This window comes from Thalassotalea castellviae, from assembly GCF_031846185.1.
Classification (GTDB): domain Bacteria; phylum Pseudomonadota; class Gammaproteobacteria; order Enterobacterales; family Alteromonadaceae; genus Thalassotalea_H; species Thalassotalea_H castellviae.
Genome location: NZ_JAVRIF010000004.1, coordinates 164,612 through 181,656, shown reverse-complemented (window position 1 = coordinate 181,656; position 17,045 = coordinate 164,612). Strand labels below are relative to the sequence as shown.

Sequence of the window (17,045 nt, the reverse complement as noted above, 5' to 3'; positions counted from 1 at the left end):
TTCTGTTGGACAATTTATTTTACCAGTTAAGAGTTGCTAATACTTTACAAAAATTCATCTATGTAATTTTCACCGTATATTGGAACTTCACAGTGGCGATGATATGGTAGAAGTGGATTAATAATAATAAGTGAGTTGTGAGTGTTTCAATTTAAATTTGCCCATAAAATCATAGCAGTAAGTGTCTTGCTACTAATCATCGCTTTGTCAGTGTCGACAACAATTAATTACATTTCGATAAAAAATGACACGCAAGCAAACCTCAATAGAGCCATCGACGAAATTGGCTACTCAGTGACAGGAAATATCGCAAACTGGTTAAATGGAAAACTCCGTATCGTTGACTCTATTGCCCAAAGTACCTCAGAAAACTTGGAAACAGCAAAAGTACTTAAAGTTGTACAACAAGCAGCGAAAGCGGGCGCATTTAAAAATGCCTATGTAGGTGTTGAACGCAGCGGTAAATTTATTTTAGATGATGAAACACTTGTGTTACCTGCAGACTTCGACGCTAGACAACGTCCGTGGTATACCCAAGTTAAACAAGCGAAAAAGTCTTCATTTACCGAACCATATTTAGATGTCACCATTAATAAATTAGTGATTTCGCCTGTAGCACCTGTGATGCCAAATGGTGAGTTTGTTGGTGTAGCCGGCGGTGATATCGTCCTCGATGACATCACTGAAATATTAAACCAAATAGATTTTCTCGATTTAGGCTATGCCTATTTAGTGACATCAGAAGGCAAAATTTTAAGTCACCCCAATAACAAGATGGTCAATAAAAATGTCAGCGATTTGTTAGGCAGCCAACCCGCTTTTACTTCCACGTTAAATGAACTTGATGATACAAATATCGTTTCTTTTGTGCCGATAAATGGTATCGCATCAGTGAATTGGTACGTTGGTGTAGTGCTTGATAAAGAAAAAGCGTATCAATCACTCGTTTCAACAAGAAATACCGCAGTGTTAGTCGGTTTAGTGAGCCTGTTAATTACCATAATTTTGTTGCACTTTTTATTCGGCCACTTAATGAAACCTATTTATCATTTAAACGATGCAATTAAAGATATTTCAGAAGGAGATGGCGATTTAACACAACGACTGTCGGTTGATACGAAAGATGAAATTGGTCAATTATCATTAAATTTCAATGGCTTTATTGAGACGGTACATCGTTCAATGCAACAAGTTAAAGCCTCTACTGATACCTTGAGCGAGCAAATTGAGCAAGTACGCCAAAGTGCGCATCACGGAATTGAAATGACGGAACAACAGTTAAGTCGGGGTTCAAATGTCTCTAATGCCATCACGCAACTGAATAATGCTTCCGGAATAATATCTTGCAATGCGACTAAAGCGTCAGAGCTAACCAGTAGTATGCAAGATCAATCGCAAGCAGGAATGCTGGCATTAAATGATAATATTGAATCCATTCATCATTTGTCTGGCACTATGGCTAATTCGAGTGATGATATTGAAAAGTTAAATGCTGAAACTCAGAATATAGCTAGCATTTTAGATGTGATCAAAGGGGTAAGTTCACAAACCAATTTATTAGCATTAAATGCCGCAATTGAAGCCGCGCGAGCGGGTGAAGCGGGTCGTGGTTTTGCAGTGGTAGCTGATGAAGTAAGACATTTGGCTCAACGCACGCAAGAGGCTGCGGTTGAAATTGAAAGAATGATAGAAAACCTTCAACAAGGGACCATTTCTGTCGTGAGTACCATGGAAGAAAGTCAACGCAATAGCGCAGAAAGTGTTGAAAAAGCCACTATTGCAGATGATAAAATGCAAGCCATCATTCAAGCATTACAAGAAGTTGATCAAGAAAACCATGCCGTTGCCGAAGCTACGCTACAGCAAAGTGAAGTGATTAAATCAATTGATGAAGATATTATTCAGCTGATGGATTTAAACCAAAAAGGCGTTGAAAACCTTCAACAAACGGATCAAGCTTGTGATAGTTTACAAGCTGAATTTAGTGGTTTAAATCGCTTAATTGCTAAGTTTAAAGTGTAAATTCTTTTTAAAACACAAGATTAATTAGGCGAGATATAAAGTGATGATTAACCATTGTCACTTTGATTTCGCCAAGTCAATATTTCTATATAAAATAAATCGAGTTTATTACACACGTTCAAAACCGCGGCATTTGTTAAAGAGGTCTCGGGATCATGTAAGACACGTAAAACGTTATTGATAACCGCTTCCATTTCTTGATGATGTAACGCCTCAATTTGAGCCTTTAAATTTTGTAAGTGGCTATTCAATGCTGAAAAATTTAAACGTGTCAGGGCAGAGAGTATCTGTTGTTTTTCTTGTTCCCATGACGTGATAAAGGGTTGAATGGCTAACTCGCTACGTTCTCGATCATGGTTAAAATGCGATAACAGTATCGCCGCATTAAATAATAAATAGGTAGCTTGTTCATCTGCTTGGGGCGAATGAAGTAATCGTTTTTTCTGAATCGCACGATAAGCATGATTCACTTTATCGGTGATCTCTTCTTGCGTACATGGCTTTGTCATATAATCATCAAAACCTGCCGATATACATTTTTCTGCGGCACCACTTAATGCATCCGCCGTTACGGCGATCAACCACAGGGGTTCTTTTGCGAGCGCTTTTATTTTGGCCGCTAATTCAAAACCGTCCATATTTGGCATATGACAATCTGATATGACTAATTGATACGAATTACGTTCATACATTGTTAACGCTTCTAAGCCATCATAAGCGACATCGGCTTCTATACCTAAACGTGATAGTTGCGAGGTTAATACTTTGACATTCACTAAATTATCTTCAGCAATAAGCACGTTAATACCTTTAAAGCGCTCATCTTCTGGCTTAATAGCATTGCGGGTGTTTTTTCGTCTTTCTGTTATTTCCTTTTCAAATTCGGCTTGTTGATATGTGAGATCAAAATAAAACTCACTGCCACTACCTTCAACAGAGTGGATATTGATTTTCCCTCCCATTCCCATCACTATTTCCTGACAAATACTTAAGCCTAAACCTGTACCACCAAATTTACGCGTAATGTCGTCATCGGCTTGAATAAAAGGTGTGAAAAGTTGTGATTGTTGTTTAGGAGAAATACCGATCCCCGTATCAGTGACAGACATTCTGATGGTGTCGTAAATTCCATCTTTTTTAATCGCTTGTTCAATACGTTTTATTGATAAAGTAATTGAACCATGCTCGGTAAACTTGATGGCATTACTGATCAAATTATTAAGCACCTGATTGAGGCGAGTTGGATCGGTAAAATAACTGTGGGTAATATCATCATCAACGTGACATAACAGTTGAATATTTTGCTGATCATTCACCATTCTAAAACTTTTCAAGGCATTTTTAGCCAGTAAATGAAAATTAACGGGGACCGATTCTAGCGTAAGTTTTCCTGCATCCATTTTAGAAAAATCTAAAACATCATTTAACAATGCAAGTAAATGACGAGCCGATCCTTCAAGAGTATCAAGCAGTTCAGTTTGGTCTTTATTTAAAGGGGTAAAATTGAGCGCTTCAGCCATCCCTAATATACCGTTCATTGGCGTTCTTATTTCATGACTCATTTTTGCCAAAAAGGTGATTTTAGCTTGCGCAGATTGTTCGGCTTCATTTCGTGCTGATTCAGCGATGACAAGAGCATTTTCTACTTTCTTTTGAGCGGCTTTTCTTAATTGAAGTCGACGGTAATATACCCAAAAAACAATCAGAGCAATGATGACAATGACAATAAATAGATAGCTAGCTTTTCGATAAATGACATCTACTTGTGCTTGAACATTGGCTTCGGGAAAAGAAGCTTGGCTCCATTTAGCGTATAAATTTTCAAACTCAGTGGCGGGTAGTGCGTTGATTGTTCTATTGAGTAAAGCAACTAAGGTTTGTTCCGCTTTGGTGGTGGCGAAAGTAAACTGGGCGTCACTGTGAAAGTCCGGTAACGGTTGAGAAGTTAAATTAGACAGATGATTTTTCTTAATTAAATAAGATGTCGCCAAAGAACGACCTATAAAAACGTCTGCATTGCCCTGAGATACAGCGGTAAGTGCCAATTCAAGGGTATCAAATAACATAAATGTTGCTTGAGGATAGGCTTTTTTTAGTAATTGAGTTGCTTGAAAGTTTTTGATCGCTGCAATTGTGCGATTGTTTAAATTTGAAAATTGTTGTTCTTGGGGAATAGTAGGGTTGTAAACTATGCTGTAATGCGCTTTTAAGTAAGGAATACTAAAGCTAAATTGTGGTTCGAGTGATTTATCATATTCAATGTTGACTAATAATTCAGCGTTACCTTTTGTCACTTTATCTATAATATCCTGAAAATTATCGACATAAACAGGTTTGAAAATAATACCCAGCTTTGCAGAGGCATGGTGCAATAAGTCGATTGCAAATCCTCGTTCAATAATATTGCTGTGACTTTGGCTGATAATATATGGCGGAAATCCAGCATGAGTAATGGGATATTGAATAATGTTGTGATCTATCACATATTGTTTTTCTTGCTCAGTCAGTCCTTGCGAATATTGACCCAGTGAAAGCTCAAAATTATTCTCTACATTGGATAAATATTTATCTTGCCATAATTTAGCTTGTGCCGCTTTTACTTGTCGTAAGTTGTTGTTAATCAGAGAAAGTAATGCTCGGTCATTGGTACGAGTTGTAAAATGTAACGTGATATCTGGGATGTCTTGTTGATTGATATAAAATTGATTTTGCAGTGAACGAGATTCTAGTGCTTGTTTCAATAACCAAGGTTTTGTTGAATAAATCGCATCAAATTTCGTTTGCTTATCAAGCAGTGTATTTAAATCGATAAAAAACTGGCGAGAAACTGTATCGGATAAAAATCTTAGGGTATTTTTATCTTCAGAATGTATCGCTAATTGAAATCCGTCAGAATTATTGTGATTTATGCGTTGAAAAAGGGTTTGTTTAAATTTAGCGTAGGGAATGCTGTACAAGACGTTTTTATATTCGGGTTGATAAATGTTAAATGCCACAACATCAATTTTTTCTTCTTTAAGTTGTTTCAGCGCTTCTACGGTTGGTAAAAAATAAAATTTTACATCGATTTCGTTATCAATTGCCCAAATTTGCCAATACTCCTTGAGAAAGTTTACCACTTGTTGGACAGGTTCGGGTGACGCTGCATCAATACTGGCTTGATCAGGAAGAGAAATACGGATCACACGATTTTTTTCAAGTACGTTATTTGTTTCAATTGAGGCTGTAGTCGTATTAGCAAAAGCAAGATTAACCAAAGCTTGAGAGAGAAAAGTAAGCAAAGCTAACACAATAACTAGCGTGGTGTTCAACGGAAAACTTTTAACGTCTTTTATTGATCGCTCACCACAGGTATTGTCCATAAAGTTAAGTATTTTTAATTAGTTAATCTCTTGAACTAACCTTATTAGATAACCGTTAATCCAGCAAATATATTTTCAAGCTAGAATTAGTATTGCTTGGATCGTCTCTGGCATGGTAAATTAGCGAAACAAAGTTGTATATACAATTAATCGAGGGTTTATGTCTACAAGTTATCAACTGATCAAAGGCCGAGTTCCATTATTAATTAGCATGCCGCATAACGGCCAAGAAATTCCCGAAGATATTGCAAATAAAATGACAGAGCAGGCAAAGCAAGTTCCTGATACTGATTGGTATAAAGATAAGTTGTATGATTTTGCTGTTGAGCTGGGAGCTTACATATTAATCCCTAAATATAATCGTTACGTCATTGATTTAAACCGTGATCCAAATGGCGTTGATTTATATCCTGGTGCTAATTCTACAGAGCTATGTCCTACAACTGCATTTGACTTGTCGCCTTTATATCGAGACGGGTATATGCCGGATGATCAAGAAATTAATCGTCGAATAGCCCTGTATTGGCAGCCATATCATCAAGCTATTAGCACTACTTTAGATGAAATTAAGCAGCATTTTGGTCAAGCGGTGTTATTAGAAGCGCATTCTATTTTATCTCACGTGCCACGTTTTTTTGAGGGACGATTACCGGATTTTAATTTCGGTAATGCAGATGGAAAAAGCTGCAGTGAAATGATGCTAGAGAAAGTGCAATCATTAGACTTCTCGCCATATAGCATGATTAGTAATGGGCGATTTAAAGGGGGCTTTATAACCCGCGAGTATGGACAACCTGCTAATAAAGTTCATGCATTACAGCTTGAACTTTCGCAAATAACGTATATGAATGAAGCGAGTTTAGAATATAACGAAACGCTTGCCGCACAAGTAAAACCAAAATTAAAAGCGTTAGTTGAATGCTTAATTGAATTTGCACAAGATACGAGAGATTAGTCATGAAAATTTTTGCAGAGCGTATTTTATTATCCGATGGTTGGGCAAAGCAGCAAACACTGACCATTGAACAAGGCATAATTAAAGCAATTGAAACTGGTCAACAAACGGGCGCTGAAAAAGTTGGGACTGTAATTCCTGGAATGGTGAATTGTCATTCACATGCTTTTCAACGTGCTTTTGCAGGCTTTAGTGAACAAGGTAGTGAAGGGCAAGACAGTTTTTGGACTTGGCGCAAAGTCATGTACAAATTTTTAGCGCAATTAACTCCTGAAAATGCACAAGTGATCGCTACGCAACTCTATATCGAAATGCTCAAAATGGGTTATACCCGTGTCGCCGAGTTTCATTATTTACATCATGATATTAACGGTGAACCTTACGCTGAGCTGTCGACAATGGCGAGTGCTATTTTTGATGCCGCAAAAGACTCTGGCATAGGATTGACTTTGTTACCTGTGTTATATCGATACAGTGGTTTTGGCGAGCAAGCAGCAACAGAAGGCCAAAAACGTTTTATTAATAATACTGAGCAGTTTAATCAATTAGTCAGTGATTGTTTTAGGCTAAGCGATAGCTATGAAAATACCAATGTTGGAATAGCACCTCACTCGTTGCGTGCCGTTGATCTAACTTCACTTGCTGTTGCCGTGGAACATGTTCGAGCATTAGATGCCAATGCGCCAATTCACATTCATATTGCTGAACAACAACAAGAAGTGAATGACTGTGTAGCCCACTATGGCAAAAGACCCGTGCAATGGTTATTAGACAATATGTCATTGGATCAACAATGGTGTTTAATTCATGCAACACATATCAATGAACAAGAGCGTCAAGGCATAATCGCGGCTCGAAGTATTGCGGGTATTTGTCCAACGACAGAAGCCAATTTAGGTGATGGCATTTTCCCAACGACTGAGTTTTTAGCGGAACAAGGAACCTTCGCCATTGGCTCAGACAGTCATATTTCGGTTAATCCAATCGAGGAGTTACGCTGGCTGGAATATGCGCAACGTTTAATTAAACAACAACGAGCAATATTAGCGCACGAGAAACAAATATCGGTAGGGCAAAACCTTTGGCAAAGCGCAGCATTAGGTGGTGCGCAAAGCACTCACAGTAATGCCGGTGAATTAGCGGTTGGCAAACAAGCAGATTTATTAGTACTCGATGATAATAAATTAGCGTTATTTGCCCATGATGAACAACATTTATTAGATAGTGTTATTTTTGCCACTCAAACCAATGTTGTTAAAGATGTAATGGTCAATGGTTGCTGGGTTGTTAAAGCGGGCTCTCACAAACAAGAGCAAAAAGCTCAATTAGCGTTTGCGGAAATGTTAGCAAAACTTTCCGCCTAGACTGAAAGCCAAATGTAGCGCGAAAATAATGTATCTATAGCATCATCAAAACCAAGCATTGGAAGGAGAGATAGTCCCTTCCAATGTTCATCTCGTATTAAATGATATCAAGATTAGTACAGCTAAAACTTTGCTTAAAATAATGATTGATAAGCACTAATTTTAGTACAGATTAACTGTTGATTTTTCTGATGAAGTTTTGGAGTTGGCCGTTTATTTTCACAATACTTATTGTAAAATTCTTTTACTGATTCTCTTGTACTGGTAATGGTTCGTACAAATGTCTGCTCTTCTTCATTAAATTGTCCAAAACTTGGCTGTAAATCTTTATAAATTTTTTCAGGATTTAATCGAACTTTAGTATCTGTTGCGTTTGAAAATTCTGATAGCACCATAGTTTTTTGCTCTTCAAACCAACTTTCTAGTTCAGGTTGCGGATAAAAATGCAAAAAAATTGCAATTGCTACGATTAAGATCAATAAATTCTTCATAGTATGTCGTATAATGTTAACTTGTTATTAGAATAATCAATTTTGCGCCAACAATACATCATCTTTAATTATTAACGAGTAATTTGTCGTTAATTTAATGGCGCGGTTCGATTTTTCACGGGTTTTATTGCATAGGATTCACGGTGAAATCAGAAAAAGAACACAACGTTAAAATACCGATTAAAAATATCAAAATTCATCAACCTGCCCAGGTTGAACATTATAAGCCTCGCGATCAAATTTATGTCAGAAAAGTGACCGGTGTATTTCAAACATTACGGCGTAAAATGAACTTTTTCTTTTTGACCTTATTTGCGGTACTACCTTGGTTACAATACAACGGTCATCAAGCCATTCTTTTTGATATTGTTGAACAACGGTTTACCCTTTGGGGATTAACCCTTTGGCCGCAAGATTTAACCTTACTTGCGTGGCTATTTATTCTTAGTGCCTTTTTATTGTTTTTTGTTACTACTTTTTTAGGCCGGGTGTGGTGTGGCTATTTATGCCCACAAACGGTGTGGACATTTATTTTTATTTGGTTTGAAGAAAAAATTGAAGGGACGGCAAACCAACGTAAAAAACTCGACTCGCAAAAACTTAATGTCAATAAATTCTGGCGAAAAGCCCTTAAGCATAGTTGTTGGCTCTTTTTTTCGTTATTAACAGCATTAACTTTTGTGGGATATTTTGTTCCTGTTCAGACTGTTTTTATCGACTTTTTTACTTTCAATAGCTCTTTCGCTATTGCTGGTACCATTTGGTTTTTTGCCTTGTGTACCTATGGCAATGCTGGTTGGATGCGTGAAGTGATGTGTTTGCATATGTGTCCTTATGCCCGTTTTCAATCGGCGATGTTTGATAAAGATACCTTTACGGTATCTTATGATGCAAAACGCGGTGAAAATCGAGGAGCACGTTCAAGAAAACAAGATCCCAAAGAACTAGGTTTAGGTGACTGTATTGACTGTAATTTATGTGTGCAAGTTTGCCCAACCGGTATAGATATTCGTAATGGTTTGCAATATGAATGTATAAACTGTGGCGCTTGTGTTGATGCTTGTGATGGTGTTATGGAGCGGATGAAGTACGAAAAAGGCTTGATTCGCTACACTACTGAGCATGAACTAGAAGGTAAAAAAGTTCATTTAATTCGATCGAAACTATTAGGTTATGCTGTGGTTTTATTGATTATGAGCAGTTTATTGATCATCGAAATAGTCAATAGGGCACCGGTTTCATTAGATATTATTCGGGATAGAACTGAACTTGCAAAAGAAAATTTTAACGGTGAAATTGAAAATGTATATACCTTAAAAATTCTTAATAAATCGCAAACTGATAATCGATATCGGTTATCAGTAAATGGGATTGAAAATACCACATGGCATGGTGAACAAGAAGTATTGGTTAAGGCGGCTTCTGTTTATACCTTACCTATGAGTATTTCAGTCGACCCGTATGAGCTAAATGGTGCATATATGACAGATATTTCTTTTGTTATTGAGCTCATTTCTGATGACGATGACGTAAAGCTTGATAAAGAAAGTCGCTTTTTTAATAAGCGTTAAACTCTTAGTTTCCTGGCTATCTATTTGGACGCGTGATTAATACAAACATCACGCGTCTTTTATTCTTATGGTTAAAACATCGTTTTATTCGCATTTGCATCGCTTTAAGCTTTTCGACTTTTATTAACTCCTGTATCCTTGAGGTTTATGTTATTGATTTGTCATAACGACTTTATTCATTGAGAGCCTATGTCCGTATTTGATTTTACTTCGTTATCGCCTGATTTAATCCTTGATGGCATAGAAAGTATCGGCTTGCAGGTAGATAGCGGTTTACTGGCATTAAATAGTTATGAAAATCGCGTTTATCAATTTCATGACGAAGATAAAATCAAATATGTTACGAAATTTTATCGACCTCAGCGTTGGTCGAAAGCACAAATTCAAGAAGAGCACGATTTTGCATTTGAACTTGCTGACGAAGAGTTACCGATAGTTGCGCCATTAATATTTTCAGGTCGATCTTTATTTGAACATCAAGGTTATTACTTTTCTATATACCCTTGTCGAGGTGGACGTATATTTGAAGTGGATAATTTAGACCACTTAGAATGGATGGGAAGATTTATCGGCAGAATACATGCCGTTGCAGGTCAAGCTCCGTTTCAAACGCGACCAACCTACAGTAAAGAAGAGTCGTTGATTCAAGCTCGGGAAATCATAAAAAATTCAGCATTTGTCCCGCAATATATTGAAAATGCGTTTTATACCATTTTAGACCAAGTGATTGAACTGGCGTGTCAGCAATATCAACCAACCGATGAAATAAGGCTACACGGCGATTGCCATGCGGGTAATATTTTATGGACTGATGACGGCCCTCATTTTGTTGATTTAGATGATTGTCGTATGGGACCAGCAATTCAAGATTTATGGATGATGCTCTCAGGCGACCGGCAACAGCAAACTTTGCAATTGGATACTCTTTTAATGGGTTATGAAGAGTTTTATGAGTTTGATACAAAACAGTTTGCCTTGATCGAATCTTTGCGTACTATGCGGGTAGTGAATTATATGGCTTGGCTTTGTAAGCGATGGCAAGATCCTGCGTTTCCGCATAGTTTTCCATGGTTTAATACCCAAAGATATTGGGAAGAGCAAGTGTTGATGCTGAAAGAGCAAATGTCGGCATTACAACAACCACCGCTCACCTTAATGCCATAAATCGAACAAATCATATAGAATTTATCATTTTAAAATTTATAAGGGTTAATTGAATGAACAAGTTATTGAGTCTACTCGTTGTGGCAACGCTTTCTTTTTTTACACATGCGAGTGATTATCAAGAAGGCAAACATTACGTTAAAATACAAGAGTTACCTGTAGATTCTCCGGAAGTCAGAGAGTATTTTTCTTTTTATTGTGGCCATTGTTATAACTTTGAATTTATGGCGAAATCTATCGAGAAAAACTTGCCCGAAAACGTTAAGTTCGTCAAAAATCATGTCGATTTTTTAGGTGGCGCTTCAAAGAAAATGCAACAAACCCTGACACGTGCATTAATTACAGCTCAAAAAATGGGTATCGAAAAAAGCCTAATAGCGGCAATTTTCAAATATATTCATGTGCATAGAGCTGTCTTTACTTCGGTAAAAGATGTTCGAAATGTTTTTATCTTTAACGGCGCAGATGGTGAGAAATTTGATCAACTTATTAATAGTGACGAAGTGGTTAAAGCGGCTGAAGCAATGAAAAGTAATCAAGATATACTGGCAAACAGTGGTGATTTAAAAAGTGTGCCAAGTATTGTGGTTAATGGTATGTACATGATTCATACGCACGATCTTGATAAATCGAACATAGAAGAAGATTTCAATAACTTAGTGAAGTATTTATTGACCTTGAAGTAATGAAGTATACAAACGATTAATCTACCGTTAGATTAATCGTTTTTGTTAAGATTATTAAACACTTTTGCCTTTGCTTGATTAAATTCCGCTTCAGTAAGCAAGCCTTGTTGTTTCAGTTTCCCTAATTTATCTAAAGAATTTATCAGGGAAATATCTCTCAATTCGACGTTGTTATCTGCCTCTACTTTATTTTGTTCTGTAGGCGTTATAGGTAAAGCTTTTGGCACATCTGGCGTCGCTCTGTTTTTACTACTTTCATTAGATGAAGGAATCGCAATAGCTTCATTTTTATTGGTTTTTTTATGGTTGGACGTATTTGGAACTACGGGTTTTACAATAATGCGCTCTTCAGTTAATTCTGGGAATATTGTTTGCGATAACAACCAACACCAATCAGATAATTGCTTACAAGTTTCTTCATATTTTCCACGGGTCAGTCTTTGATTGCCTTTTCGTAGATAGAGACAAATAGGATAAATATTTGAAGACTTGTCCGTGATAACCATCTCGATAATACGGACTTTATCATCGATCATTTTTTCTCTTTTTTCGGTTGCAAAAGCTAAGTTGAGCATTTGTTCTTTTTTATTGGTAAAGCGACTCTCTGGCTCTTCATAAGTAAAATTATAAAGTGAATTTTTATTGAGGAATACTTCACTTCGTGCAATATCAGCAATCTTTAACTCAGTGTTTACTATTTTTTCATGTCGCTTATAGAGCAATATCAATTTTTTCTTAGCGTCTAGATCAAATTTTGCAAATTGTTTTCTCAAAAACGCTTTGGGTAAATTTGTTTTTGTCTTGCGACGAACTATGACTAGGCTGACAATAAATAACGGGAGTAGTAATATCCAAGCAAAATTCATATTTTTTTGCCTAGCTGTTGTTTTATCTACCGTATTATCTGAGTTTTGATGATCAGGCGTGGAGGAGTTAATAATAAAAATGACATGAGAAGATTTGTCGACAATAAGCAATTCATCATGCTCATCCGTGAGTAAAGCCAGTTCACTATCTTTTGTAAGCCTATTATCTTCTATTACTTGTACGGTTGAAACCTCAAAAGGAGGTTCTTTATTTATCGCAATTAACTTCCAGTGATTATCCCAAGTTAAATAAATAATATGATTTCTGTATTTAGCGAACTTCATGCCACGGTAAATAATACTATTACTTTGTTGAGGAAATGGCGCATGAATAGTATTAGGTTGTGATTTGTTTTGGCGGAGGTCTTCACCATATTTGATAGTATTCACATTAAACTTTTTTGGAGTATTTTGAGTTACAAAAAGCTGTTGTTTGCCATCTTTTGGCCAGTGAATCTCTAAAAGCGAATGTAATCCTGTGGCAATAATCTCATTATTAATATCTTCTCTATTAATGAACGGATTTCTTACCGGAATTGAGTAGCTTTTGAAACCGAATTTTTCAGGGTTAATGCTTAAAATACTACCTGAATATAACGCTGAATCTGGATAATTAGCATCGGCGGATAATGCAATGTAGAGGTTTCCATAGTTTTCGTTCCAAGATTTCATAAAAGGGTTAAACCTTAATTGAAGAATGGTTTGACTTGCTGAAAAAATGGGTAAGCGAAGTACTTCTCTTGGCTGATTTTTAGTATGAACAAAGGAGGTCAATTTTTCATTATCAAATTGCCATTCGCTAATAACCCATTCATATTCGTGATGACTTAATGGGTTGTTTTCTTGAATACGTGTTGTCGGTTTATTGCTATCGATTGGTTCAATATGAGCCGTATATAAGGTTAAATAGCCGTATGCTTGTTGGAGTTTAAAGCTTGGATGAAGCGCAATTTTATTTAATGAATGTAGTTGTGAAAAATATTTTTTTAAATGAATGATTGGTTCAGCATGTAAGTTATTATCTTTAACTAAATGAATGTTTCCTAATTTGTCATGGACAATATAGCTTTCGTTATCCAAAGGATTTTTACTAATTTCATGCCACAGCACATTCGACTGATTGCTAAATGTATGAGCAATCTTTAACGTTGTCTCTGCCGTTTCTGCGTGAACATTTCCTAACATAGTCAGTAGAATTGTCAGAGAGAAGCAAACTTTAAGAAAGTTTTTATTGTTAAAATAATGTCTTAAATAGTACATAGAAAGTGGTTAAAAAGCCTCTGTGCTTGTAGAGAATTCCCTTAATTAGTTTGATTATATATCCATTAATTGATTTTTTGTAAAATAACGTCTTGTGCATCAATCAATTGAGATTTAGTCGCGTCTTTTAAGTAACTTAATCTACCATTAATAATTAACTCGTCATCAACATTGGCATTATCTTTTAAGTAAGCTGCTTGTTTGCCCCAAACATGTACGGTTCGCTCAACACTGATGCTGCGTAACTCTTGGGTTACTGGTGAAAAGCTATAAAAATTTATCGCCAAGCGTAATTCCGCTAATTGTTTGTTGTTTTCTGTATTTACTAGTTTAATCTCGCTGGATATTTTTCCGCTACACTGTAATTGATTGATGGAGCGAGAATAACCTTTTGGATAACGATGAGCGTAGGTAGCGTGTATAAGTTCACGATTGGTTTTTTTACTGTTTACCATATGCCCTTGCACTAAAATGACATCGCCTTTTTCTGCTTGCAATAATGAACGTTCCACCACATCGCCTATCATCTTAATCGTATGATAGTGCGTCCATTCTTTAAATTGATTGGTTCTTTTATCGAACCATTTTAAATGAGTCGCAACCACAAATTCCGCAATAGCAATCACAGGGTTTACCTGATAGCGAATCTCAGGTTTATTCACTAAATTACCCAATAGAGTAATATTACATAAGTGGTTTTGAGGAAGTTCTGATTGCATGTATGTTTTCTAATTGATTGAATTAATTAGGAGATTACGTCAGCCTTAAAAATTGTTCAAGCAGATTAACTTAATTGCTATTAGTATTACGACCTAAAAAAACCATCATATCAATGATGGTTTTTATTCTTTTATAAAAGTATTAAAATCGTTTTTTTCTAAATGCAACAAGCATTAATGAAAACACAAAAAGTACTATGGTTGATGGCTCTGGAACTGTCGTGGTTGGCTCATTAATTGGGTCTCTGGCCCAAACGGTCAAATGTGAAAGGCCGGCACTAAAATCACCGGGTTTAACATCAATAGAACCTGCTAGTGAATATGCTGTTTCAAAATTAAAGGCACCTGGTGCTTCACTGCCAAAAATTTCATAAAAGTTAAAGTCATATACAGCCCAGCCTTTATCATCTTGGTTGCCTTGCCCGTTTTGGTTGCCACTACCTGCTTTAGTAACAAAGGCTAAATGATCAAATGTTGATCGGTTTAAAACAGTTCCTACTGTCTCAGCGATATCTATATCAGTCGTTAATGTCCAATTAATTGAAGAGCAATCACCGCCAACATTTACACATTCAAAAGTAAACGTTAAAACATCTGAAATTAAGAGTGAGATAGTCTCATCGTAATTGGTAATAGATTTATAACTTGTTGAATTATTATCTACATCAAATTTTGCTAAATTTATCCAACCAGGATCAGTTGCATTACCATCGCCATCTATATCTATTTTGTCACCATCAAACCAAGGATTAGCCACTCCATCAACTAAACCGTCAATAAATTCGTTACCAGTTAATGGACCGCCGCCATTAAGTAAACCGTCCCCAGATTGACCAATATTTAAGTGAGGTGTTAAATGGCTTTCAAGTTGACTGTCATTACCCGCATAAATGCCAATGCATTCTGATGCACTGTAAGGACCATTTTGTAATAAATTGGCGCCGTTAGGGCCACCTGTGTTATTATTAATATCTAAATCTGAGAGTTGTACCGTTGTCAATGTGGCATTATTGACATTGCAATCACCCGTGACAATCAATTGCCCAAATGAAAACTGAGAAACTAAGATCAGTGATAAACTAAAAAGTTTTTGTAAATTGTTCATTTTTATATCCGTGTTTAGCTTCGTTGCTAATGATAATAAAACATCTATGCATTTTAAGTGCCTGAAATTTAATGCCTTGATTATTAATGTAATTATTTATACTTGGCATTTTGTAAAACTATTATTGTAAATTAAACTGACAGTTTTAATTTAACGTACTAATGTAGTCATTTTAACTTTTTTACTTAAATTTATTTAGTACGACTAGTAAAGCGACGGTGATTTGACTAGAATCGCAACCTCTTAATGAAGCTCTCGTGGTGAAGTGGATATCACGTGGACCTCCGGAGTCTAAGTCGCAGGTTCGATTCCTGCCGAGAGCGCCATTAACCCTTTCTTTTGTCTCTAAGTTATCAATATTCATGCAACGCTTTGCTCTAGCGTTGAAACACGTTGAAAAAAATGTACTTTTAATTCATACAATATTAAAGTAGTGCCTATAATAATGTTAGTTACATCAACAAGGTAGTTTCATTGTAATTATATGAAATCAATATTTACGTATATATTCGTTGCAAGTGTTTTTCTTGGCCAAACTGTGTCTGCTCAAAATTATGAGCTAGCGCAAGTTGCGGTTACCCCTTTTGAAAAGTCAGTCAAGCGAGCAGGAAAGGTTGCATTTAAACGGACATTAAAGTTGTCCTTTAAAAGTAGTGGCTATTTAAAAACACTTTCGGTCGATGAAGGTGATTTTTTTTCTGCGAAACAATTGCTCGCCTCTTTAAATACTGAAGAACTTATCGCGGAGAAAAACTCCCGCTATGCGCAATTATTACAAGCGAAACGTGAAGTTAATCGCACGAAAAAATTACTGGCACAAGAATTAAGTTCAGAGCAGGCATTAGAATTAGCGCAAACCAATGTTGAAACTACGCGTGAAGCTTATCAAGTATCTTATTATAACCTTGAAAAAGCAGAGATATACGCGCCTTTTGATGGCGTTGTTTTAGCAAGATACACTGATTTAGCGGAGTTTCAGGCGCCAGGTCAAGAAGTATTAGAAGTTGCGGCAATAAATAAAAATTTAGTGGTGAAAGTAAAGTTAACCGATAAAGAAATTAGTTTTGTTAAATTAGGCCAAAATGTCGCCGTCGATTTACCGAATATTGGTCGAATAAACGGCGTTATTTCTAAGATTCCTGTGACTAGTAATACCGAAGGCGCTTTATATTTAATTGAAGTGTTACTCGAAGATATTCAAGCTGGTCAAGGTGTGGTGGCCGGACAATTAGCGCAAGTGACCATTCATTTTGCAACTGAGAATTCAGTCTATCAAGTGCCTATTAGCGCCTTAATAGAAATTGATGATCAAGGCTCTGCGGTATTGTTTACCAAGGTAAGCAGTGGCAAGCTAATGCGCCAAGCCTTTGATGTATTAAATATTGATACGCAATCTATTTATTTACGGGCGCAAAGTCATAATGATGCTATCGAGTTTGTGGTTAATGGTTGGCAGCAACTGAACATAAGTGAGTTATAA

General features: G+C 36.4%; 12 protein-coding genes and 1 tRNA gene. 8 read left to right on the top strand and 5 right to left on the bottom strand.

Going from position 1 to position 17,045, the window contains the following annotated elements; genetic code table 11:
• Positions 1-141: 141 nt before the first annotated feature.
• Positions 142-2,022 (top strand): methyl-accepting chemotaxis protein, encoded by a 1,881-nt coding sequence (locus tag RM573_RS09545; protein WP_311580832.1) that lies wholly within the window; start codon positions 142-144, stop codon positions 2,020-2,022.
• Between the two features lie 47 nt (positions 2,023-2,069).
• Here the strand turns inward: RM573_RS09545 and RM573_RS09540 are convergent, their stop codons facing one another.
• A complete protein-coding gene (locus RM573_RS09540) occupies positions 2,070-5,384 on the bottom strand; it encodes an ATP-binding protein (RefSeq protein WP_311580827.1) in 3,315 nt (1,104 codons plus the stop codon).
• Between the two features lie 160 nt (positions 5,385-5,544).
• On the opposite strand from RM573_RS09540, the gene hutG reads away from it, so the two are divergent.
• Entirely contained in the window at positions 5,545-6,339 is a 795-nt protein-coding gene (gene hutG / locus RM573_RS09535; protein ID WP_311580825.1) for an N-formylglutamate deformylase, read from the top strand.
• 2 nt (positions 6,340-6,341) lie between these two features.
• Positions 6,342-7,703, top strand: a complete 1,362-nt coding sequence (locus RM573_RS09530; RefSeq protein WP_311580823.1) for a formimidoylglutamate deiminase — start codon at positions 6,342-6,344, stop codon at positions 7,701-7,703.
• Positions 7,704-7,837: 134 nt separating this feature from the next.
• Here the strand turns inward: RM573_RS09530 and RM573_RS09525 are convergent, their stop codons facing one another.
• Positions 7,838-8,194, bottom strand: a complete 357-nt coding sequence (locus tag RM573_RS09525) for a hypothetical protein (protein WP_311580820.1) — start codon at positions 8,192-8,194, stop codon at positions 7,838-7,840.
• Positions 8,195-8,337: 143 nt separating this feature from the next.
• Between RM573_RS09525 and ccoG the strand changes: the two genes are divergently transcribed.
• The 3 genes from ccoG to RM573_RS09510 all read left to right on the top strand — a co-directional run bounded on the left by ccoG (position 8,338) and on the right by RM573_RS09510 (position 11,615).
• Complete coding sequence (ccoG, locus tag RM573_RS09520) at positions 8,338-9,765, top strand: cytochrome c oxidase accessory protein CcoG (protein ID WP_311580817.1); 1,428 nt, start codon at positions 8,338-8,340, stop codon at positions 9,763-9,765.
• A 189-nt stretch (positions 9,766-9,954) separates the two neighbouring features.
• Entirely contained in the window at positions 9,955-10,929 is a 975-nt protein-coding gene (locus RM573_RS09515) for a serine/threonine protein kinase (protein WP_311580815.1), read from the top strand.
• Between the two features lie 53 nt (positions 10,930-10,982).
• On the top strand, positions 10,983-11,615 hold the full coding sequence (locus tag RM573_RS09510; protein ID WP_311580812.1) for a DsbA family protein: 633 nt from the start codon (positions 10,983-10,985) through the stop codon (positions 11,613-11,615).
• 32 nt (positions 11,616-11,647) lie between these two features.
• Here RM573_RS09510 and RM573_RS09505 read toward each other — a convergent pair whose 3' ends face one another.
• The 3 genes from RM573_RS09505 to RM573_RS09495 all read right to left on the bottom strand — a co-directional run bounded on the left by RM573_RS09505 (position 11,648) and on the right by RM573_RS09495 (position 15,565).
• Positions 11,648-13,666, bottom strand: coding sequence for an SHOCT domain-containing protein (locus tag RM573_RS09505; RefSeq protein ID WP_311580809.1), 2,019 nt, complete (start codon positions 13,664-13,666; stop codon positions 11,648-11,650).
• Positions 13,667-13,806: 140 nt separating this feature from the next.
• Entirely contained in the window at positions 13,807-14,460 is a 654-nt protein-coding gene (locus RM573_RS09500; RefSeq protein WP_311580806.1) for a single-stranded DNA-binding protein, read from the bottom strand.
• 142 nt (positions 14,461-14,602) lie between these two features.
• The gene (locus RM573_RS09495; protein ID WP_311580802.1) at positions 14,603-15,565 is read right to left on the bottom strand and encodes a PEP-CTERM sorting domain-containing protein; all 963 of its coding nucleotides are present in this window, start codon (positions 15,563-15,565) and stop codon (positions 14,603-14,605) included.
• A 251-nt stretch (positions 15,566-15,816) separates the two neighbouring features.
• Here RM573_RS09495 and RM573_RS09490 point away from each other — a divergent pair.
• Positions 15,817-15,891, top strand: a tRNA-Arg gene (locus RM573_RS09490).
• 158 nt (positions 15,892-16,049) lie between these two features.
• Complete coding sequence (locus RM573_RS09485; protein WP_311580799.1) at positions 16,050-17,045, top strand: efflux RND transporter periplasmic adaptor subunit; 996 nt, start codon at positions 16,050-16,052, stop codon at positions 17,043-17,045.